The 21251-nt window shown below is 59.5% G+C and carries 22 protein-coding genes and 1 tRNA gene; 12 read left to right on the top strand and 11 right to left on the bottom strand.

What is annotated here, in order from left to right; all coding sequences use genetic code 11:
* The first annotated feature begins 94 nt into the window (after positions 1–94).
* From AC2GXZ_RS07590 to AC2GXZ_RS07575, 4 genes are read left to right on the top strand one after another with little or no spacing between them, the layout of a single operon-like run.
* Entirely contained in the window at positions 95–313 is a 219-nt protein-coding gene (locus tag AC2GXZ_RS07590; RefSeq protein WP_483758549.1) for a hypothetical protein, read from the top strand.
* A complete protein-coding gene (locus tag AC2GXZ_RS07585; protein WP_483758548.1) occupies positions 310–2349 on the top strand; it encodes a glycosyltransferase in 2040 nt (679 codons plus the stop codon). Before AC2GXZ_RS07590 ends, AC2GXZ_RS07585 begins: the two co-directional genes overlap by 4 nt.
* Positions 2346–3995 (top strand): Wzz/FepE/Etk N-terminal domain-containing protein, encoded by a 1650-nt coding sequence (locus AC2GXZ_RS07580; RefSeq protein ID WP_483758547.1) that lies wholly within the window; start codon positions 2346–2348, stop codon positions 3993–3995. Before AC2GXZ_RS07585 ends, AC2GXZ_RS07580 begins: the two co-directional genes overlap by 4 nt.
* Positions 3992–5083: a glycosyltransferase family 2 protein gene (locus AC2GXZ_RS07575; RefSeq protein ID WP_483758546.1), complete on the top strand. Its 1092-nt coding sequence runs from the start codon at positions 3992–3994 to the stop codon at positions 5081–5083. The genes AC2GXZ_RS07580 and AC2GXZ_RS07575 overlap by 4 nt, the downstream gene beginning before the upstream one ends.
* A 196-nt stretch (positions 5084–5279) precedes the next feature.
* Here AC2GXZ_RS07575 and AC2GXZ_RS07570 read toward each other — a convergent pair whose 3' ends face one another.
* The 6 genes from AC2GXZ_RS07570 to AC2GXZ_RS07545 all read right to left on the bottom strand — a co-directional run bounded on the left by AC2GXZ_RS07570 (position 5280) and on the right by AC2GXZ_RS07545 (position 10595).
* Positions 5280–6194 (bottom strand): DUF707 domain-containing protein, encoded by a 915-nt coding sequence (locus tag AC2GXZ_RS07570; RefSeq protein WP_483758545.1) that lies wholly within the window; start codon positions 6192–6194, stop codon positions 5280–5282.
* 204 nt (positions 6195–6398) lie between these two features.
* Entirely contained in the window at positions 6399–7172 is a 774-nt protein-coding gene (locus tag AC2GXZ_RS07565; RefSeq protein ID WP_483758544.1) for an ABC transporter permease, read from the bottom strand.
* A 73-nt stretch (positions 7173–7245) separates the two neighbouring features.
* On the bottom strand, positions 7246–8595 hold the full coding sequence (locus AC2GXZ_RS07560; protein ID WP_483758543.1) for a KpsE/RkpR family capsule polysaccharide export protein: 1350 nt from the start codon (positions 8593–8595) through the stop codon (positions 7246–7248).
* Positions 8596–8597: 2 nt separating this feature from the next.
* Complete coding sequence (locus tag AC2GXZ_RS07555) at positions 8598–9257, bottom strand: ABC transporter ATP-binding protein (protein WP_483758542.1); 660 nt, start codon at positions 9255–9257, stop codon at positions 8598–8600.
* Complete coding sequence (locus AC2GXZ_RS07550; protein WP_483758541.1) at positions 9254–10024, bottom strand: ABC transporter permease; 771 nt, start codon at positions 10022–10024, stop codon at positions 9254–9256. Before AC2GXZ_RS07550 ends, AC2GXZ_RS07555 begins: the two co-directional genes overlap by 4 nt.
* A 208-nt stretch (positions 10025–10232) precedes the next feature.
* The gene (locus AC2GXZ_RS07545; protein ID WP_483758540.1) at positions 10233–10595 is read right to left on the bottom strand and encodes a hypothetical protein; all 363 of its coding nucleotides are present in this window, start codon (positions 10593–10595) and stop codon (positions 10233–10235) included.
* 254 nt (positions 10596–10849) lie between these two features.
* Between AC2GXZ_RS07545 and AC2GXZ_RS07540 the strand changes: the two genes are divergently transcribed.
* The 5 genes from AC2GXZ_RS07540 (at position 10850) to AC2GXZ_RS07520 (ending at position 14310) form a co-directional block, all read left to right on the top strand.
* Positions 10850–10926, top strand: a tRNA-Pro gene (locus AC2GXZ_RS07540).
* Positions 10927–11457: 531 nt separating this feature from the next.
* Positions 11458–11799, top strand: coding sequence for a DUF4870 family protein (locus AC2GXZ_RS07535; protein ID WP_483758539.1), 342 nt, complete (start codon positions 11458–11460; stop codon positions 11797–11799).
* Between the two features lie 190 nt (positions 11800–11989).
* A complete protein-coding gene (locus AC2GXZ_RS07530; RefSeq protein WP_483758538.1) occupies positions 11990–12505 on the top strand; it encodes a hypothetical protein in 516 nt (171 codons plus the stop codon).
* Between the two features lie 62 nt (positions 12506–12567).
* Positions 12568–13251, top strand: coding sequence for a DUF4852 domain-containing protein (locus tag AC2GXZ_RS07525; protein ID WP_483758537.1), 684 nt, complete (start codon positions 12568–12570; stop codon positions 13249–13251).
* 183 nt (positions 13252–13434) lie between these two features.
* Positions 13435–14310 (top strand): hypothetical protein, encoded by an 876-nt coding sequence (locus tag AC2GXZ_RS07520; RefSeq protein ID WP_483758536.1) that lies wholly within the window; start codon positions 13435–13437, stop codon positions 14308–14310.
* Between the two features lie 155 nt (positions 14311–14465).
* Here the strand turns inward: AC2GXZ_RS07520 and cysN are convergent, their stop codons facing one another.
* The 3 genes from cysN to AC2GXZ_RS07505 form a co-directional block, all read right to left on the bottom strand.
* Positions 14466–15968, bottom strand: coding sequence for a sulfate adenylyltransferase subunit CysN (cysN, locus tag AC2GXZ_RS07515; protein WP_483758535.1), 1503 nt, complete (start codon positions 15966–15968; stop codon positions 14466–14468).
* A 1-nt stretch (position 15969) separates the two neighbouring features.
* Positions 15970–16923: a sulfate adenylyltransferase subunit CysD gene (cysD, locus tag AC2GXZ_RS07510; protein WP_483758534.1), complete on the bottom strand. Its 954-nt coding sequence runs from the start codon at positions 16921–16923 to the stop codon at positions 15970–15972.
* A gap of 66 nt (positions 16924–16989) precedes the next feature.
* Positions 16990–17799 (bottom strand): phosphoadenylyl-sulfate reductase, encoded by an 810-nt coding sequence (locus AC2GXZ_RS07505; protein ID WP_483758533.1) that lies wholly within the window; start codon positions 17797–17799, stop codon positions 16990–16992.
* Positions 17800–18161: 362 nt separating this feature from the next.
* On the opposite strand from AC2GXZ_RS07505, the gene AC2GXZ_RS07500 reads away from it, so the two are divergent.
* A complete protein-coding gene (locus AC2GXZ_RS07500) occupies positions 18162–18620 on the top strand; it encodes an RrF2 family transcriptional regulator (RefSeq protein WP_483758532.1) in 459 nt (152 codons plus the stop codon).
* Positions 18621–18648: 28 nt separating this feature from the next.
* On the opposite strand, the gene AC2GXZ_RS07495 is transcribed toward AC2GXZ_RS07500, so the two are convergent.
* On the bottom strand, positions 18649–18969 hold the full coding sequence (locus tag AC2GXZ_RS07495; RefSeq protein WP_483758531.1) for a helix-turn-helix domain-containing protein: 321 nt from the start codon (positions 18967–18969) through the stop codon (positions 18649–18651).
* Positions 18966–19319 (bottom strand): type II toxin-antitoxin system RelE/ParE family toxin, encoded by a 354-nt coding sequence (locus AC2GXZ_RS07490; protein ID WP_483758530.1) that lies wholly within the window; start codon positions 19317–19319, stop codon positions 18966–18968. The genes AC2GXZ_RS07495 and AC2GXZ_RS07490 overlap by 4 nt, the downstream gene beginning before the upstream one ends.
* Positions 19320–19473: 154 nt before the next feature.
* Here AC2GXZ_RS07490 and AC2GXZ_RS07485 point away from each other — a divergent pair, with 154 nt between their 5' ends.
* Both AC2GXZ_RS07485 and AC2GXZ_RS07480 read left to right on the top strand, forming a co-directional pair.
* Positions 19474–19977, top strand: coding sequence for a GNAT family N-acetyltransferase (locus AC2GXZ_RS07485; RefSeq protein WP_483758529.1), 504 nt, complete (start codon positions 19474–19476; stop codon positions 19975–19977).
* Between the two features lie 236 nt (positions 19978–20213).
* The gene (locus AC2GXZ_RS07480; RefSeq protein WP_483758528.1) at positions 20214–21248 is read left to right on the top strand and encodes a sulfate ABC transporter substrate-binding protein; all 1035 of its coding nucleotides are present in this window, start codon (positions 20214–20216) and stop codon (positions 21246–21248) included.
* The last annotated feature ends 3 nt before the right edge of the window (positions 21249–21251 follow it).

Genomic DNA, 21251 nt, shown 5'->3' with positions numbered 1-21251 from the left:
GCACCGGCATCCGCTTGGATACCCGGCGCAGTTTTCACAGGGTGGCTTATGCCGGCCCCGTTACGCAGGTTCACAGACGTCGACGGAGTAAGGCATGATCTCTGGTATGCTCGATCTGGTAAAGAGTTGTCGTCGAGATGGATGTATTGCGGGTAACTACTCTTTCTATTCTTCCGTGATCCGCGAATACATCCGGGATATCCTGTCTGATGATCGGGGAATGCTGTGGCGCGCGTTTGCCCCGCAGGTGGCGCTGGTCCGCTACAGCTACGGCAACAACCGTGCCGGCACCGGCCGTGGAATTTGCCGATGACCCTGAAATCCGATTTTGCCGTCAATGGTCGCTTCCTGACCCAAACTCCGACCGGCGTCCAGCGTTATGCCTTGAACGTGCTGAAGGCGATGGACGAGACGGCGGAAGCCGGTGCGTCGATGCCGCTTCTCGTGCCCCGCGGTGCGGCCGATCCGGGCTTGAGTTCTCTTGAGCGGATAGAGATTGCCGGCCCTTTCAAGGGGCATGCATGGGAGCAGCTGGCCTTGCCACGCCGTTGGCGGGGTCCATTGCTCAATCTTTGCAACACGGCGCCGGCGATGAAGGCCGATCAGATCGTCTGTATCCATGATGGCAATGTCTTTGCCGCGCCCGACAGCTACAGCAAGGCGTTTCGCACCGTCTATTCCGCTCTTCACCCGGCGCTGGCCAGGCGCGCGGCGAGAATTGCGACCGTATCCCATGCTTCGGCGCGCCAACTGGCCCGTTATCTGCCCATCGAGGCGAGAGACATCGCCGTCCTGCCGAACGGCCATGAACATGCCTTCGCCTGGAATGCCGGGGCGGCGAGCGTTGCGCCACCGATCGTCGACAAGATCCTGTCGCGGTCTCGCCGTTATGTCTTTGCGCTCGGGTCGCGCGCCCGCCACAAGAACCTCGCGCTGCTGTCGGCGATCGCCGGTGATCTGGATGCGCTTGGCATCGATATCGTCATTGCCGGCGGCGGCTTTGGCATCTTCAGCGAAAGCGTCACCGAAAGTCAGGCTAACATCATCATGGCAGGCCGCGTCTCCGACGACGATCTGGCCTATTTCCTCAAACATGCGCTGTGCCTCGCCTTCCCGTCGCTGAACGAGGGGTTCGGCCTGCCGATCGTCGAGGCGATGGCGCTCGGTTGCCCGGTCCTGTCATCCTGTCATTCCAGCATGGCGGAGGTCTGTGGTGACGCGGCATTGCTTGCCTCGCCCTTTGACCCGGCGCAATGGGTCCGGCATGTGGAAGCCCTGAAGGGATCCGATGTTTTGGCGCAGGATCTGCGTGGGCGGGGCCTCCTGCAGGTGCGCAAGTTCTCCTGGGCGCAGACCGCCGATGGATACCGGCAATTGCTGGACGAACCGAAACGCCGCCTTCGATCGTCGACGCCGGCAAGCCCTTCGGTATCGAAAATCGCGGTGGCGGTTGCCACCCGCGGCCGGCCCGCCGTCGTATCCGAGACCCTGCGGCATCTGATGGCGACGCAGACGCGCGCTCCTGACGCGGTGATCGTCTCCTGCGTCGAGCGCGGTGACGCAGGCGATCTGGTCGATGATGATCGTGTCACCATCCTCACCGGCAAGATGGGCTCGTCGGTTCAGCGCAACAATGCTTTGGATCATTTGCCGGCGGGAATTGACGTCGTCGTCTTTCTGGACGACGATTTCGTTGCCGATCCGAACTGGCTGGCCGTTGCCTTGCAGGCCTTCACCGATGAAAGCCGGATTGCAGGTTTTACCGGCCGTGTCGTGGCCGATGGCATCAAGGGGCCCGGAATACCGTTTGCCGAGGCCGTCCGGCTGGTCGGGGACGCGCCGGGCTCTGCCGAACCGCACTGGGAACGGCCGTTCAGCCCCTATGGCTGTAACATGGCATTCCGGGTGTCGGCGATCGGCGATACCCGCTTTGACGAACGTCTCGTACTTTACGGTTGGCTGGAAGACCGGGATTTTGGTGCATGCCTGGCCAAAAAGGGCGGGGATCTGGTGAAATCCGCAGAAGCCTACGGCGTACATATGGGCGTCAAGGTCGGCCGGACGAGCGGCCACCGGCTTGGATATTCGCAGGTAATCAATCCACTCTACTTACGTCGGAAGGGAACGATGACGACCAAACAGGCGATCGGCCAGATCTGGCGCAACATATCCATGAACCTTGCAAAATCTCTGCGTCCCGAACCGTTCATCGATCGGCGGGGCAGGGTGAAGGGCAATTTGGCGGCGGTTTTCGATGTCCTGCGCGGCCGGATCAATCCTGAAAATGTGGCATTGCTGACAGTGCTGCCGGGCAAGCTGGAACGGCTTGGGGGAGGCGTTGCTCGATGACGTTCGATAGACCAGGTCCCGTCGAGCGGGCGTCACGCATCTGGCCGCTGGACAACATGCCGAAGGACAATCGCGCCGATGGTCCGGTCGTTCTGTTGAAGCATGTGATTGCTATCGCCTGGCGATACAAGATCAGGCTGATCGCCTGTATCGCCACCGGCATCATTCTCGCCATACTCTACGCCCATTCGCTGCCGCGCACCTATAACGCCAATGCGACCATGCTGCTCGAGCCGCGCCAGTTTGCCAATGCCAGCACCGTGCTGCAGCAGGGACTGGACCTGAACAGCGCCGAAAGCGAATTGCAGATCCTCTTGTCGGAACGGCTTCTTTCAGCCGTGTTTGAAAGCCTGCGCCTTTATGAAAGCCCGGAACTCGGGCCGCAGGAAGGCGGCGTCGTGCATACGGCGATCGCCAACCTTGTCGATTTCGTTCGCTCCGTCTTCATCGAGCCGTCAGATGCCATCGATGAGGAAGCGCCGCCGGCCAGCGCCCCGAGCCCTGAGGAAAACCTCAAGCGTATCGCTTTTGCAAATTTCGTCGACCGGGTCTCTGCGCGTCGCGTCGGTCAGTCCTATGTCGTCGAGGTTGGTTACTGGTCGACCGATCCATCCCAACCGGCGCGTATCGCCAACGCCATCATTTCCGGCTACATCCTGCAGTCCGTGATCGCCAAGGAGCAGCTTGCCCAGGCAGGAACGGAAACACTGCAGGGCCGGCTGGATGCCCTCGCCAAGCAGGTGACTGCGGCAACGGAAGCGATGGCGGCGGGTACGCTGCCGAAAGTACCGACGCCGGACGCCGATGCCAAGATCACCGGTGCAGCGCTCCACCCGCTCAGCCCTTCGAGCCCCCGCACATCGTTGATCGTCGCCTTTGGCGGCGTGCTCGGCCTGTTTTGCGGAATGACAGCACTCGCCATGAGCGTCGCTTTCGACAGGAGGGTCCGCGCCGCCAAGGATCTCCAACTCGAAACGCCCCTGCCTTGTCTCGCGACCCTTCCCGAAACCGCTGCCGGCCTGGCAATGGCGAGGCTCGGCGTGCGCAGCCGCAACGTTCAGCGACAGGCGGTCGCACTGCGTGACCTCAGGACCCTGATCGATATCGCCTGCGTGCCCAGAAAAGGCGAAAAGCATGTGGTCATCGCGCTCGCCGGATGTTCTCGTGATACCGGCGCCTCCGCTCTTTCGCTCAGTCTTGCCGATATGTTGTCCCGCTCCGGCCGGCCGACAAGCGTGTTCTGGTGCGAGCCTCAGGCGCAAGGCGCATCGAGCGCCCCGGCATCGATGCTGGACCTTGCCCATTCCGATAGGGAGCTGAACGAGCTGGACTTCGATTATCGTGCGGGCGTGCCGGTCTTGCCGATCCTGTCGCGTGAACCGCTGATCAACGCCTATGCCAATTTTCGCAATCCCCGTATTCGCGAGATCATCGAGGCAGCACGCCTCAAAGGCGATGTGATCATCGAACTGCCGGCGCTCGACACCTCGCTCGATGCCCTGGCCCTGGCGTCTCATGCCGATGCCGTGCTGGTGGTTGCCCGCTGGGGACGCACCACCCGCGAAGCGGTGAAAGAAGCCGAGCATCAATTCCGAAGGGCTGGCGTCAATCTCATCGGTTACGTCATCAACAGGCACAAATCATGACCAAGGACGGCGCCGCATACCAGGATGAGCCGGCGCCGTTCGACGACATCGACGACAGGTCTTCGATACGGACGGGGCAGGAGCCTCCAAGACTTGCCGTCATCGTGACATGCTGGAACTACGAGGATTATGTCGGCTGCGCGATCGCCAGTGTCCTGGCGCAGGGCAGGGCCGATTGTGAGCTGGTCGTCATCGACGACGGTTCGACAGATCGCTCATGGGAGACAATCACGGCGACCGGTGCGAAGGCCTGTCGCATCCACAACGGCGGCCAGCGACTCGCCTGCCTGCATGGGCTGGGGCAGACGACTGCGCCCTTCGTGCTGTTTCTTGACGCCGATGACGAACTCATGCCGGGATCGCTGGAGAAAATCCTGCAGCGGCTCGACCCGAATGTCGCCAAGCTGCAATTCCCGCTGATCAGGATCGATGCGGGGGGCACCGTCATCAGCGGGCCGGTTCCGCCTTTGTCGGATTTTCGCGGCAGGCAGCTGACTGAAAACGTGCTGAAGACCGGTGCCTATATGAGCCCGCCGACATCCGGGAATGTCTTCCGGCGGGATGTCTGCCAACTTATCGAAGATGCCGACTACGAGCGTGCCGTCGATGGTGTCATCCTGTTTGCTGCTCCCTTCTGGGGGGATATCGTCAGCCTGTCTGAGCCGCTGGGGCGTTACCGCGTGCATGACCGCAATGATTCCGGCTTCAGCGACCAGCTGAACCCGCGCCCGCTCAGGCAGGAAGTGGAGCGGTTCTCCGACAGGCTCGAACATCTGCGTGCGCTTCTGTCCGAAAAAGGCCTCGGGATCGGATTGGTCACGACCGATCGGGCCTATTTTTTTCAGGAACGCAGTTTCTACCTGGCGATTGCGGAAAACCGGCCTTTCGGGTTGCGCCGACAGTTTGCTCTCCTGTCATTGTTATGGAGCGATCCCCAGAGCGCAAAATTCAAGCTGTCGATGACAGTCTTCCTCATGCTCGCCTTCCTGCTGCCGAACGAGCGCGCCAGACGCGCCGTCAATTACCGTCTCCAGGCGCGTCAGCGATCTTTTTCCGGGCTGATGAAAGCGGCATTCCTGGGCGATTGACGGAGCGCGCCACGTCGGAGATCGCTGCATCGCATCTCGCGAAACCCGGCGCCAGTCCATTCCTGTTTGCCACCTGTTGATCTCGCGTCAGCAACACGAAAACGTCAGAGGGACACCGACAGGCAACCGCTCATTGTTTTCGCGCCGTGGCGCCGTGATGCGGCCGATAAACCGATCAAAATAGTGACCAAAGTCGTCAGGCGGGCTCTTCCGAGCCAGGAACGGTAATATGCTGCGGTCGGTATTTGGCCAAGGTGAAGGCACGGACGAAGGATCCGATCGCGACCCGGACCGAACCCTGCTTGTTGCGCACCCACGGTATGGCCGAGAGCATGTAGAGCCCGCTGACGATGCGCGCGAGGATCCCATTGACCCGCCATCCGGTTCTCAGGACGCCACCATAAACGACCATGCCGACAATACCGGTCTGAAAGTCTTTCAGGATGTTCCGGCGCTCCTGATGCGGATCGATCTTCATCTCCTTGAATGCGTCGTAGATCGCCCCGGTTTCGAACGGCCGTGTATGGGTGACCGCAACGCAGTCGATGATCGCAGCCTTGCCCACCGGATCATCCATCAACTGCGTCCAGATATTGTCGATGCCCCAGCCGGTGAAGTTCTTCTTGATGACCGGCATGATGTCGCGAAGATAGGAGCTTTTGATACACGGCCCCATCGGCTCGATGTAATTTATATAGCGTATCTCGAATGGCGCGCAGCGCAGCAGGATCGGGTGCCAGTAATAGCTTTTTGGCGTCAGCGCCGGTTGAGATATGTAGAGGTCATATTTCCCGCAGACAGCGAAAATCCTCTCGACACCGTCCGGCGCCATGTCCAGATCGTCGTCGGGAAAGAAAATGTGTTCGTATTTGTCGAGAAGATCAGGATTATTCTCGAAGTAACGGACAATGCTGTCCCACTTGGTTCCCTTGTCGACATAAACAGGGAAGTCACCTTCGGTGAAACTGCTCACATCGTCGAGATAGGTGCTGAGTTGAATATCCCAGCTGCGGTCTTGCGGGGCCGGGCCGGCCCATTTGTTATGGATGGATCCCCTGCCCACACGAGCGAAAACCAGATTGCGGCGTGCAGGCTGTATTGCATCATGCATGGCAGCTCCATTGTCGCTCAAAAGGTGAATATCATTCCACCGAAGTAATTCCGTATATAGATTGGAACGTACACTTCATTTTGAAGCCGGGCAACAATGTTCTTGTGTAATTAATCCTGTATGTGCGGGTGAGTGAAGAAAATATCCAGCATTCGCGCGCCGCGTCGAAGTATCACTTGTCCGCTGGAACGAAGACCGTCGGGTTTACGATTCCCGCGCTCGTGCGACAGGGATGAATGTGAAAAGCGCCATTCCGACAAAAAGCAACGCACCTGAAACAGTCATCAGGAAGGGCATGTCGAGCCCGGTATCGCCATGCTGAACGTAAAACCCCTCGCGAAAAAGCACGACCACCTGGGTGACCGGGTTGGCCAGCAGGATATCCGAAAAGGGATGCGGCATATGCGAAGGCACATAGAAGACGCCGGACAGGAGAAACAACGGCCGCATGACGATGTCGAAGATTTTCTGATAGAGCGGAAACTTGAAGAACAGCACGGTATTGCCCAGCGCTACGCCGAGCGCCATGATCCAGGCGAAGGTTATCGCCTCGACGATCTGCAGCCAGTGGATCTCGATCGGCTGGCTGGTCGTCCACATCGCCCCGTAAATGATCACGAACGTCACCACGCAGGACGTCATCCCTTGCAATACAAGTCGCGCGACGATCGCATCGAAGGGCGACACTTTCGGGTAGCTCATCAGGCCCCGATTGCCGGCGATTGCCGACACAAGATAACCCTCCATCCCCTTGTACATGTTGAAGGCCAGGTAGCCGGTCGCATAAAACAGCGTGAAGCTGTCACCTTGAGCCGGCAGCCTGCCGAGCGATCCCATCAGGAAGGACATCAAAGCGATGAAGGCTACAGGCTCGAGCAGCGCCCATATATAGCCGCCCGGGCTGCGCCCGTAGCGGGTGGCAATTTCGCGGATCACGAATGCCGTGACGATGCGTATATGGGTGCTGAAGTAGTTCAACGGCGTGCCTTACCGCGAAACGAACAAGGGGTGGGCTGCGGGCCGAAAACTGTCCGGCCCGGCTGAAGAACCACTAATGTCGATCGCGAATGTTGTAGAAGATCATCACGGCAACGCCCCACAGCAGCAGGCCGGCAAGCGTCACAAGGATCGGGTTGAGCAGGCGGTGCGGATATTGCGCCATCTGTGACAGTGTCGGTTTGATGAACACGGCCAGATACCGCTGCTTGGCCCCGGCCTCCACCCGGGCCTTTTCCAGAGAGGCAAGCGCCGACGTATAGGCCCGTTCGGCAAATTCGTTCTGCGTCTGGATCGATTCGTAGAGCGCAATACGCCCGGCGACATCGGTCGCCTGTCCCGCCGCGCGCCCGCCCTTGGCGGTGGTACCGCTGCCGAAACGCTGGCGTTCCTTGGTGATCTGGGTTTCGAGGCTGGAGATCTGCGAGCGTAATACCCGCACCCGCGGCGTGTTTTCGCCCATCTGGGTCAAAGCGGTTGAAAGGTCGGTCTTCAGCTTGACGAGTTGCTCTTCCAGCGATCCCACCAATTGTGCCGCAAGCTTTGCACCCTCGACCGGATCGGCTTCCTGCGATGCATCGCGATAGCTCCTAAGCCCTGCGCGCGTCTGCGTAAGGCGGTCCTCGGCTGTCTGAACCTCGGATTGGGCCGTTTTCAGAACCTCGTCTCGAGCGGTCAGTGACAGATCGTTGATCAGCTTTTCGCTCTGCGCGATGACGAAGGCACTGACCTTCTGCGACACTTCAGGGCTGAACGCCTTCACCTGCAGGTCCATAATCCCTGAGGAGGAGTCGAAGTTCACCGTCACCATGCCGCGCCAATAGGCAAGCTTGTCTTCGATCGGCATGCCCGGGGCAATGCCGTAGAAGAAGTCGGCTCCTCTTCGAGCAAAAACGGTGTCCAGGCCGAAGGCTTCGTCGACCATCTGCACCATACGTTCGCTCAGGACAAAATCGACCAGCACATAAGAATCGGAAATCGTGCTGCCGCTGGAGCTCTGGGTGAACATGCCAAGCAGGTCGCTGGATGGAGCGGCATCAATGCTGCGAACGGAGAAGGATGAAAAGCTGTGATACTGGTCCGCGGCGATGAAGGCCATGTAAGTGGTGCTGACGACCGCCGGCACCGCCACCATGGCGACAAAGCCGCCGACGATTGCAAGATGACGTAACTTCAGTATCTCCAGCCAGCCGCGCTTGGCAGGCTCCGGTGTCGGAGCTTCAATGGTGATCTCGGGGGTGCCCGGCTGGGCTGGAAGAACGGGAGGCACCGGCTGTGCCGGGGCGCGCTGCTCCAGCAGTGATTCCAGAAGCCGCAGGTTACGGCTTTTCGGCTGCCCGCCCGCAGCGGTCGGGGCCTCAGCAATATGGTTGCCTGATACGGTGTTGGGAGCCGTCTGGTTCAAGTTCAGTGCCTCTTCATATTGCTTTCATGCACGGCGATGGCCTCGTTGATGTCATCGTAATAGGTCATCTGTCCATTTTCCAGCACGATGCCCGTCTGGCAGTAGTCGCGCAACGTGCCGGTGCTGTGCGATACCATGATCACATCGGAATTGCTCAGCTTTTCCTTGAAGGTCTGCTGCGATTTCCTCTTGAAGTTGGTATCGCCGACGGCGGTGATTTCGTCGACCAGATAATAGTCGAAATTGATACCCATGCTCACGCCGAACGCCAGTCTTGCTTTCATGCCTGAGGAATAGGTGCGCACCGGCGCGCGGTAAAACTGCCCGAGCTCGGCAAATTCCGCAACATAGGCAACGAGTTCATCCGTATCCACGCCATAAATGCGGGCGACGAAACGGACATTCTGCTCGCCGGAAAGATTGCCCTGGAAACTGCCCTGGAAGCCGAGCGGCCAGGAGATTTTGCCTTGACGGATGATCCGGCCGCGGTCGAGCTCGAGGGTGCCCGCGATGATCTGTAGCAGGGTGGATTTACCCGCACCGTTGCGTCCAAGCAGGCCGATGCTCTTGCCGCGTGGAAAGGTCACCGACACGTCGTCGATGATCACCTTTCTGACGCCCTTCATGCGCACCTCTTTAAAGGCGCGTTCCAGTATGATCATCGGTCTCTCAGCCTCGCTTTCGACATCGTGAACAGCAGCAGTCCCATGAACATGAACACTGCTGCAATGCTCCAGACATAGAAACGGTCATAATCCGCGGCTCTGTATTGCGGATAGAACCCGGTCCTGAATTGCATGACGATATGTGCCAAAGGGTTAAAAAGTATCACATCCTTGGCCATCGGTGGCAGCGAATCGGGCAGGAAAAAAACCCCGGAAAGGAGGAAAAGAGGGCGTGTCACGATGCCGAACACCTTCTCGTAGACCGGGTACATGGTAAACAGCACCGTATTGGCAAAGCCGCCGCCGAGTGCGATCAGGCTGGCAGCGACCATGGCTTCCAGAAGCGCCGGCATGTCGATCGATACCGGTTGGCGTACGGTCATCACGATGTAGCCGAGGACCAGTATGCCGATCACCGCCGTCGTCGCAAACTGCAGGATATAGCGTGCCGCCATCGTATCGATTGGCGCGACGCTCGGATAGCTGAGCAGGGCCTTGTTGCCGCTCACCGCGCTGTTCAGATAACCGGCCATCGCCTGATAAAACTGGAAACCGATGTAGCCGGTCGCGAAGAACAGCGGAAAGCTCGTTCCAAGCGGCGGCATGTGGGCGATCGCCATGAAGATCACGGAGAGGAAGGCAATGTGGCTGACGGGATCGAGGATTGCCCACAGATAACCGCCCGGTTTGGCTCCGAAGCGCGTCGACATTTCGCGCATCACAAGGGCGCTGACGACACGGGCGTGATTGATAAGGTTGGACAAGGCGCGTCTTCAAGACCCTGATTGCGTAAGGAGCGTAAAATTGACGCTAAAATACGACAATTCCGCGAATGGCGCCACTGGAAATGACAGCTGCGCCAGTAAGCTATCAGGATCTTTCGTTAAACATGCCGTTTAGGCAGAGGGCGGGCAGGAGCCCGCCATCCTTCGGTCACGGCCCCGCAGGGCGGTGTGGCGGCCTCGGCGCGGCTTAGGCGCCGGCCAGCAGTTCTTCGCAATAGCTCGGTCCGGCGGCACCGGGGCGATCGGCGGTGATGGTGATGTCGCGGATCACATAACTGTCGGAAACGGTGATCTTTGCCGAGCAGCTGACGCTGGCGCTCGCGCCGTTCTGCAGCTTGATGCGCTTGTAGCCGCCGCGCCAGCTATAGACGGTGCTGGAACCCGAAGCCGTGTCTTCGAGCGGCGGATTGTACTTGGCGAAGAATTGCCCGGCGGAAACGCCGACCCAGCGCTTGTTGATCGGATTGTCGGCGAGGCTGACGGTCGTGCAGCTTGCGAGCGTTGCGGTCAGGGCGAGGAGGGTAGTCGATGCGATGAGACGACGGCTCATGATCCTTGAAAATCCTTATATGGTGGCTGTGCCGCTGGGAAGACGGGCTTTCATCTTCCAGCTAGCAGATTTTTGTTCTGCGTCGCGAGGTCAACGCGGCGATCCGGCATCAAATTCTGCGAGCGCCGCTTTTTTGCAACGGATAGGGACGCATCTGCCTCTGTCTCGCTGGCCAAATTCCTGGCTGTCGCAATTTTTTCATTAACGGCGCTTGTCGAAGGAAAATTGCTGTTCTATAGAGGCGCCACTGGTCACGGAGTGTAGCGCAGTCTGGTAGCGCACCACGTTCGGGACGTGGGGGTCGGAGGTTCGAATCCTCTCACTCCGACCAGCGAAAAAAAGCCCGCGATTGCGGGCTTTTTTCGTTTTTGCCGATAAAGGCGCCCTGGCAATATCCTGACCGCCGGCACCATTCGACAATCAGCCGGTTTCGATCGGCCACCATGTCGCAGATCGCTGCCGTTTTCGCCCTCGACTGCCGTGCCGGATCGGCCGTTCCTTCCGCTTTTCCGCGCCTATGCAATCATGCTGCGATGGATCGCAACCTGCCGTGAAAAACATCTCTCATCAAATCTGCATGTTCATGTTTTCATTTACGTTTCGTTTGTCATAGGCAGCAAGTTCGCCCGCCGTTTTGCCATTTGAGGGTAAAAATACGGCCGACATTTCTCGATCGATTAAAACGTCACATGGAAAACCTGTGCCTGCGAGACGCCGATGGGTCCGGCCTCGCTGCCGGTGCCTTTTCAAAGGGGCCACGGCACATGTGGGGGTCGGCTGATGCCATGAAGAAAAACCCGCCAATGATCGGCGTACCACTTCGACCAGTCGACAATGTTTTTCTTTCAGAGGCACCCGCATCATGACCGATATCCAATCTCCCGCCGTAACCGCTCCCGACAACCGCACGCTCGGTTATGTCGCCGCCGTCCTGACCTTCGTATTCGCACCCGCAGGTCTTATCCTCAGCTATATGGACCGCGGCAAAGCGACGCCGCTGGTTGCGTCCCATTACAATTACCTGATCGGCACCTTCTGGAAGGGCCTGCTGTTCATGGTCGTGAGCCTGATCCTCACCTTCCTGGTGATCGGTTTCTTCGCCTATATCGCAACCTCGATCTGGTACCTGGTTCGCTGCATCAAGAGCCTCGTCTATCTCAATCGCGGTGAACCGATCGCCAATCCCTCGACCTGGCTGATCTGATCGGCCGATCCGGAAACCGCTTCCCAACAGCCACAAGCAAATCCTTCTGGGACAGGCATTCGCCGCCCAGGGTTGATGTTTGCCGAAAGCCAGGCCGCCGCGGTCAGGGCATGCGCCCTATCGCGCCGGCGGCGGCTGTCGGCTGGCCTTTTGCTTGCTCTGGCCCCCATAGACAAAACAGGTTTTGATCATGAGCAACGAGATCTTTTCTGCCCCGCAATCTACCGCCCAGCCATCCATCGCCAACGAGAAAATGCGTGTGGCGCTGTTTGTGCTGGCGATCGCCAGCGTCCTCTTCCCGGCCGTCACAATCACGGCAATGGGCGGCATGTTCAGCCAGGGCGTCGGCCTGCCGCTGCTGGTCGGCGGCATTGCCTATATCGTCCCGCTGGCGCTCGGCGCGGCGCTGGCAGCGCCGTTCATCCCGCAACTCCAGCCCTATTCCCGCATCATCGATCTGGCGGCCGCCGCAATCTGCGTCCTTTTCCTCATCTGGGGCCTCTGGTCGCTGTTCAGCGCCTATAGCGCGATGGCGCAGCAGGATCGTGCCATGTCGTCGCTGATGGGTCGCAACACGGCCGGTTTGCGCGCCCCCCGCGTCAGTGATTTTGGCTCCTTCACACCATCGATCGGCGCCTTCGCCCTGCTGGCAACCACCGTTCTCTCTGTCCTGCAGGCACGCAAGGCCCTGAAGACGCCGGCCTGATCCCGGCCGGCATCATTCTGCCTCGTCGCGCCAACGCAAAACCAACAATCAAGGAAAAGACCATGATCCTATTCAACTGGAAATCGCGTGTCACCGGCTTTGCCGCTGCCGTCCTTCTCGGCGCATCGGCGTTCACTGCCGCCGCTGCCGACTTCAATTACAACACCGTGCTGCCGGTCTATCTGAAGCTCGACACGACATTGATGCCGGACGATATCGTCGACGGCTACATGGAGACCTACCGCCCGGAAGTCTGGTCGCGTTTCAAGAACGACGAGTTCGAACTGGAGGACAAGCGTGCCGAAACCCTCAAGATCATGAAGGACGTCATCGCGGCCGCCAACGCCAACGAGGCTTTCACCATCCAGACCCGCTTTGAATTCGGCGACTATAATTTCGCAGCCGAAAAGTTCGAGTTCCGCCCGCTGGCCGACGGCCTTTATTTCCGGGTCAACAATTGCTGCAATTCGCTGCCGCGCGAGCTGAAGGTCTTCTTCAGCAACGCCGCATCGATCGATGGCATCCCGATGGAAAAGGCCAAGGCCAAGGCATTCCTCAACGCCCGCAAAACCTCCTACGGCTCGGTCGATCGCGAAGTTTTTGCCAAGATGACCATCCGCATGAGCCAGGTGCGCTCGCGTGGTGAACTTGTCGCCGATATTCAGGACATCAAGCTTTACGACCGCGAGGGCCGCAACCTGATCACCACGCTTGCAGGTGGCGCCGCCGACGCGGCGACGCAGTAAGTTGCTCCTCTCGGCCTGTACCCCGTAAGCAAGCCGAAGCGGCGGCGGGTGATCCCTGTCCGATCATCCGCCGCTGTATCTCCGACAAACGCATCCACCATCTGGTAACCGGGCAAGGCGCATTCCTTGCCGCGGCGCGTGCCAGGAACCGGCTGCATCGGCAAGACACGATAGGAAACGGAAATGCCCACTCTTCTTTCACTCGTATTTCTGGCTGCTACCTTACCGGCCATGCCTCCGGCTCCGATCGGTGACGTCTTTCCCAGCGGCTCCAAGTCGCCGGACGCCATAATTTTCGAATTTACCGATTACGGCGGCACGAAATCCACCGCCAAGGCGCGCGTGACGCCAGAAACGGCCCTCAGCTGGTGTGAAAACTGGCGTGCCGGCACGGGCGAGAACATGAAGGACTGTGCCAGGTTGATCATCGAAGACCAGGCTGACCACATCTACCAGGCGACCGCCAACTGCCAGACCGGCGACCTCTGGGCAGATGACAAACATTACCTGTTCAACGGCGCCGACAAGAGCCATCAGTTTTTTGCCGGTTATGTCAGCGTCAAGGATGCGCAAACCGGCAAGCAGGTCGGCATGTCGAATGCGGAAGGCGGCAGAGATCTCGGCTCGCAATGGCTGACGCTCTGCCCGATGGGCTTTCCCTATAATGTCCAGCCTGTGGGAGCCACCTTCGAGCTTGGCCCGGACGAATCGCTCTATGGCGAGCATATGGGGCATAATGGCTCAACCGTCTTCAACCATCAGCAGCATCACATTATCGTCTATTCCGAGCCCAAACCTTCGCTTGCGGGCACGATCGCGCCCAATACGGTTCTGTTTCGTGGCTGGTCAGTGCCGAACGAATGGATTTCGGGCGTCGCCTACGCGTTCAGGAAAAATTGTGCGCCGGCGCCTTATCTGGTCAGTGGCCGCCTCGACAACAATATTGGCCCCCGGGTGATCCTGACCGGCAAGGCGCCGGTGCGGCATGGTTGCGAGGTTGTCGCCTATAGCGACGAAGTGCCTAATGCCAAGCTCGTCTTCGAATACGGGGGCGAGTGACCTCTTAAAGCACGCAGCGATCTTTCAGATTCGCTTGCCGTGCTTTAGCGTCTTGTTTTTTCGCATGTCTCCCGAAAGCGGGGACCACTTTCGGGAGACATGCTCTAGAATAAAGGGGCTTCGAAGGCAGCCTGTGCTGCCTTCGAAAGATTGCTCTAGATATCGCTGCCGGCGTTGGAAAAGAACTCGGCGGCCTCTGCTGCTGTCACACGCCGGATCTCCGTCTCGTCGCGACGATTGGCAAAAAGCTCGCTCGCCATCAGTTGTTCGGCAAGATCGGCCGGCAGCGACAGCACCACACGCTGTTCGCTATCTTTGCGATGAATACCGTCCACACCGCCGCGCTTGGCAGTGATCATGCCGCCGGCAACCGTGTTCAGCGTATCCGGATCGATCAGGATGAAGGCCCCGGTCGAGCGGTTCTGCTCATAGGCGTCGAAGATCGCCTGTTCCTCGAAGGACAGATGCACCTTGCCGATCGCGTTCATCGACAGCGCCGAGGCATGCGGCTTCCACTGACCGGTCTGCAATTCGAGCTGCGACAATGGCTCGACGCTGACGCGCTGGCGGCGCGTGCCGCTTTTGAGCCAGTAGCGTTTGCCCGGTTCGATGCCGCCCGGCTGCAGCGCCACCAGATGCGCCTCGAAGGACGTGCCCGTCATCGGCTGGCCGTCGATCGAAACGATCATGTCACCGCGTGCGACATCCACCTGCCGGTCGAGGACCAGCGTGATCGCATCACCGGCGACAGCCGCGTTGCGCACCAGATCGAAGGTGACGATCTGCTTAACATTGGCAACCGTGCCCGATGGCAGGATGGCAACCGAGTCGCCCGGCTTGATGGAGCCGCCCGAGACCGTGCCCTGATACCCGCGAAAGCTTTCGCCCGGACGCACGACACGCTGCACCGGCAGGCGGAAGCCGCCGGCCTGGGTGGAACGGCTGGTGGCAAGTTCCAGCGCCTCGATCAGCGTCGGGCCTTCATACCAGGGCATGGCCGTTTCGCCGGACAGAACGACGTTTTCGCCCTTCAGCGCCGACATCGGGATAGCCGTGATCTGGCGCACGCCGAGCGCCAGCGCGAACTCGCGGAACTCGTTGGAGATCTTTTCGAACACCGCCTTGTCGTAGCCGATCAGGTCGATCTTGTTGACCGCCAGCACGAACTGCTTGATGCCCATCAGCGCCGCGATCGTCGCGTGACGGCGGGTCTGTTCCAAAAGGCCGGCGCGGGCATCGGCAAGCAGGATGGCGAGATCGGCGGTCGAGGCACCGGTCACCATGTTGCGGGTATATTGCTCATGGCCGGGCGTATCGGCGACGATGAACGAGCGCCGGTCGGTCGAGAAATAGCGATAGGCAACGTCGATCGTGATGCCCTGTTCGCGCTCCGCCTGCAGCCCGTCGAGCAGCAGGGCGAAATCGGGCAGGCCGAGATCGTTCTGTTGGCCGCTGTCCCGCGCAAGCGTCGCGGCCTGATCTTCCTTCACCGCCTTTGTGTCCCACAGAAGCCGGCCGATCAGCGTCGACTTGCCGTCATCGACGGAGCCGCAGGTGATCAGACGCAGCGGCCGTGTGTCGCGGGAGACGCGTGCGGCGGACTCGGCGAAGGGCAGGATGGTTGCCGAAGCGGCATTGGCTGTAGCTGTGGCGCTCATCTCAGAAATATCCTTCGCGCTTCTTCTTTTCCATCGAGCCGGACTGGTCGCGATCGATGGCGCGGCCCTGGCGTTCGGAAACGGTTGCGATTTCGAGTTCGGCGATCACTTCCTCGAGGTTCGACGCCGTCGAGCGGATCGCCCCGGTCAGCGGGAAGCAGCCGAGCGTACGGAAGCGGATCGAGCCATGCTGGATCTCCTCGCCGGGCAGCAGTTGAAGTCGCGGATCTTCGGCCAGGATCATCATCCCGTCGCGCTCCACATAGGGGCGTGTCGCGGCGTAATAGAGCGGCACCAGCGGAATGTCTTCCGCCTGGATGTAGCGCCAGATATCGACCTCGGTCCAGTTGGACAGCGGGAAAGCGCGCACGCTCTCGCCCTTCTTGATCATGCCGTTATAGATGTTCCACAGTTCCGGCCGCTGGTTGCGCGGATCCCATTTGTGATCCGGCGTGCGGAAGGAGTAGATGCGCTCCTTGGCGCGGGACGCCTCTTCGTCGCGCCGCGCACCGCCGAAGGCCGCATCGTAACCGCCGGCATCCAGCGCCTGCTTCAGCGCTTCGGTCTTCATCACGTCGGTATAGAAGGCCGAGCCGTGGGTGAACGGCGTGATGTTTTCCTTGGCGCCGCGCTTGTTGGTATGCACGACGAGGTCGAGATCGTATTTTTCAGCGATCTGGTCGCGGAACTCGATCATTTCCTTGAACTTCCAGGTCGTATCGACATGCAGAAGCGGGAAGGGGACGCGGCCCGGATGGAAGGCCTTGCGCGCCAGATGCAAAAGCACCGAGGAATCCTTGCCGATCGAATAGAGCATGACCGGGTTATCGAATTCGGCCGCGACTTCGCGGAAGATATGGATCGCTTCGTTTTCGAGAGCCTTGAGATGCGGATCGAGCGGTGGGCGGGAAACGGGCGGGTTCTTGATTTCCGTTTCCTGTACGGACAGGGACATTTCGGTCTCCGGTAAGTCTTGAATGTTACACACAAAAAGCGGGAATTGGGCCGATGGACGGGGGGCTCAGCGGGCGATGGAACTCGCCGCCTGATTGGCCTGGCCTACCGGCTGAGACGCGGTTTCCGGGACATGCAGCCCGCATTCGCGTTTCTCGTCATTTTCCCACCACCATCGGCCGGCGCGTTCGGGCTCGCCGGGTTTGATGGCGCGGGTACAGGGTTCGCAGCCGATCGAGGGATAACCGCGGGCATGCAGCGGATTGATGGGGATATGTTCGGCGGCCACATGGGCGTTGATCGTCTCGATATCCCAGTCGGCCAGCGGATTGACCTTGATGAGATCGCGCTCAGTGTCATATTCGGCAAAAGGTGTCGTCGCGCGGTTGCCCGACTGCCCGCGGCGAAGGCCGGTCACCCAGACCTGCGCGCCGGACAGCGCCTCGGCGAGCGGCACGAGCTTCCTGACATGACAGCAGGCATGACGGGCGTCGACACTGTCGTAGAAACCGTTCAGGCCGAACTGTGCCGCATAGGCATCGATATCGTCCTGTTTCGGATAAAACCGGCGGATCGCCATGTCATATCGGTCTTCTGTCTCGGAGATCAGATCGACGGTTTCCTTGAACAGGCGCCCGGTCTCCAGTGTCGAGACTTCGATCGGCAGGCGGTGCGTGCCGATTGCCGCCGTGATCACCTGGTCCTCGATGCCGAGCGACGTAGTGAAGACGGCATGCCCCAGTTCCGCGGCGGCAGAAAGGCGCTCGGCAAGATCGAGGCCGGCGAGCCGGTCATTGAGTTCGACAGCCAGGGCGACGGAACGGACCTTGTCGCTTTCGTCATATGCGGTACGCGCAATCACATCATGCGGTGTCATTGTTCTTCTTTCATCAGCAAGTGCTGGATTATCGCCAGTTCACTCCTGTGAAGACAGGAAAAGCCGTTTCTTCCACCGCAGGCTCAGAGCAAATATCTCTAGAAAGCGCCGCTCACACAGAAAACCTGCCGCCTTAACCAAATGTGACTGTTTTTAGCCGTCCATATGCCCGCATAGGTTTGTATTTTCTCGGCATTTGCGGTACTCCAGAGATGAGTGTGCAATGCGGTAGATCCGCTTGCATGCCGGCGACTGCGGATGTCGCTTTCAGGCTATTCGCAGAAGCTTGGACTACGAATTCTTGAGCGGCGGCGTGAGGACGAAATCGGCCTCGCGGCGGCGTTGTCGTTGATGGTTGCGTGATGATATCCCAGAAAGCGAAATATGCGTTGCGGGCCTTGGCCGCGCTGGCGCAGGCCGACCCGGACGAACCGATGCTGATTTCGGAGATCGCGGTCCAGCAGTCTATCCCGAAGAAATTTCTGGAACAGATCCTGCTTGACCTCAAGCGCTCCGGCATCGTCATGAGCCGGCGCGGCAAGCAGGGCGGATATCTTCTGCTGAAACCGGCAGACAGCATTTCCTTCGGTGAGGTTCTTCGGCTGGTCGATGGTCCCATCGCCCCGCTTCCCTGTCTCTCCCAGACCGCCTACCGCAAATGCGACGATTGCGATGGCGAGCACCTCTGCGAGATCCGCCACGTCTTTGCCCGCGTCGCCGATGCCACCCGCGACGTCCTGTTCAACACCACGATCGCCGACGCGATCGAAGGTGCAGGCGAGCATAAGCCGGCAGAAGTGCGCGAACTGCTGACGGCGTAAAGTCGGTCACCCGTTCGGCCAAAGAGCGTCACTGCGCGTCGATATGCGGATCGAAGTCTACGCGTTTGGTCTTTCCGTCTGGCGTCTTGAGCACGATCTCGACCCCGCCGCCGATGGAATGCATGTAGCGAACAATCGACGAAATCATAACGTCATCGGAATGCTCGATCTTGGAGACGGTGTTTTGCGTCATTGCCGCGCCGATCGCCACCTCGCGCTGAGTAACCCCTATCGCTTTGCGGATTTCAGCCAACGCCGTTCCCAGCCGCCGTTCGTTGCGTTTGGTATCAAGCCGGCGTTGAACATCGACCGGCAGTTCCGCACGCAGGTCTTTCCATTCGGTGCTCATTTCTTCTTCTCCCGCAGCCATGACGCAAACCGATCGTCCGCCTTGCTGATCAACTGCTTGTAGAACAGGGTTTCACTCATTCCTTGCTTGCCGCCTCCACAAAGAATGATGGCCGCTTGCTCGGTGTCGAATGCAAAAGCAAAACGCCAGACCTCTTTGCCCGATCGAACCCTGATTTCCTTCATGTTCGAATGTTTCGAACCGTTCAACGTGTCGACCTCCGGGCGCCCCAGAAATGGACCTTCGTCTTCGAGATGGTCCAGCACTTCGCCCACCAGTTCTTTGAGAGCCATCGACAGTCGTTTCCATTCCGGCACGAAATCAGGATGGAACTTGACGAGATAGGACATCGGCACCCTATTTATATCTTTAAAGATATTTCTTCAATATCGCGACTGCAGTTGCGGGACTGTGCCGGCCAGTCACATCGTTCAGACGAGCTGGAAGACCGAGTGGCGCTCGATTGTAGCTGTGCTATGTATGGTTGCAATCGAGGAGTGCGAAATGCTTTCCGTTTCCATTGCAAGATCTCCTGATGATTTCGAGGCGGCGGCTATGCTCTGCCGCGCGCTCGGCGATTGGGATGCGGTGACCCATGAAGCGAACGGCATTGCCGCAGACATCGTGGTCGACCTGTTTCACAGCCAGACCGCCGAAAGTCTCTGCGATCGTTTTTCCGGCCCCGATGCGGCCATGCTCGTGGCGAGATGGGACGAGGCGCCTGCCGGCTGCATCGCGTTTGCGCCCTTCGACGAGACAGCCGACGAGATCCACAAATTTTATGTCGACCCGGCTTTTCGCAGGAAAGGCATAGGCGGCGCACTGATGCGGGAGGCTCTGGCCAGGATCGGTGCGAAAGGCAAGCCAAGGATCGTGATCCAGACCTCGCTCTATATGTCCGATGCCATGGCCGTCTACCGGGCCTTCGGTTTTGAGCCCTGTGCCTCTTTCCGCCCGGTTCCTGATATCTTGCGCCCGACGGAAATCTTCATGAGCCGGCCTCGCTGATGCCTAAAAACGGTAGCCGGAGCCGGATTGCGTTTTTGCCGATCGGGGTTTTCCCGACGCTGGCATTCTGTCATGGCGCTATGCGGCGGTCCTTTCTTTGTCGCCTGAACCCCGCCAAGGGAAACAGTTTTGCCTTCTTTTCGCCGTGAATTGACTAAGACGACCTGACCGATAGAGTTTACCCCAGATCACGGGCCGAGGGATTTTAGGCCGAAGGTAATCACAGGAGAGACCCTATGTTGAATTTCACTGACGGGATTGGCAAACGGCTGGCAGCGCTTGCAATCGGCGTCACGCTTGCGGCGGGCAGCATCGCGCCGGCCTTTGCCGCGACACAGCTTCTGAACGTGTCCTATGACCCGACCCGCGAACTCTACAAGGATTTCAACGCCGCCTTCGCCAAGCACTGGAAGGCCGAGACCGGCGAAGACGTGGCGATCCGCCAGTCGCATGGCGGCTCCGGCGCCCAGGCCCGTTCGGTCATCGACGGTCTCGATGCCGATGTCGTGACGCTGGCGCTCGAAAGCGATATCAACGCCATCCAGAAGACCGGCAAGATCAAGGAGGACTGGCGCACCCGCCTTCCCAACCACGCTTCGCCCTACACGTCGACCATCGTTTTCCTCGTCCGCAAGGGCAATCCGAAGGGCATCAAGAACTGGGGCGATCTGGTGAAGGGCGACGTGCAGATCGTCACGCCGAACCCGAAGACCTCTGGCGGCGCCCGCTGGAACTATCTGGCTGCCTGGGCCTGGGCCAACGAGGAGTTCAAGGGTGACCAGGACAAGATCAAGGCCTATGTCGGCGAGCTTTACAAGCGTGCCCCGGTTCTCGATACCGGTGCGCGCGGCGCGACCGTGACCTTTGCCCAGCGCCAGATTGGCGATGTTCTGCTCGCCTGGGAAAACGAGGCCTATCTGGCCGGTGAGGAATTCGGCAAGGACGCCTTCGATATCGTCGTGCCGCCGATCTCCATTCTCGCCGAACCGCCGGTTGCCGTCGTTGACGCCACGGTCGATGCCAAGGGCACTCGCAAGGTGGCCGAAGCCTATCTGCAATATCTCTATTCCGACGAGGGCCAGAACATTGCGGCCAAGCACTTCTATCGCCCGTCAAAGCCGGATGTGGTAAAGCCGGAACTGTTGAAAGCCCTGCCGCCGATCAAGCTCGTCACCATCGACGATCCGATCTTCGGCGGCTGGAAGAAGGCGCAGCCGGAACACTTTGGCGACGGCGGCATTTTCGACCAGATCTACAAGCCTGGTAAGTAAGTC

The organism is Aliirhizobium sp. YIM B11859 (assembly GCF_057163345.1).
Note: the sequence above shows the minus strand (reverse complement) of the source record. Positions and strands in the feature narration are given on the sequence as shown.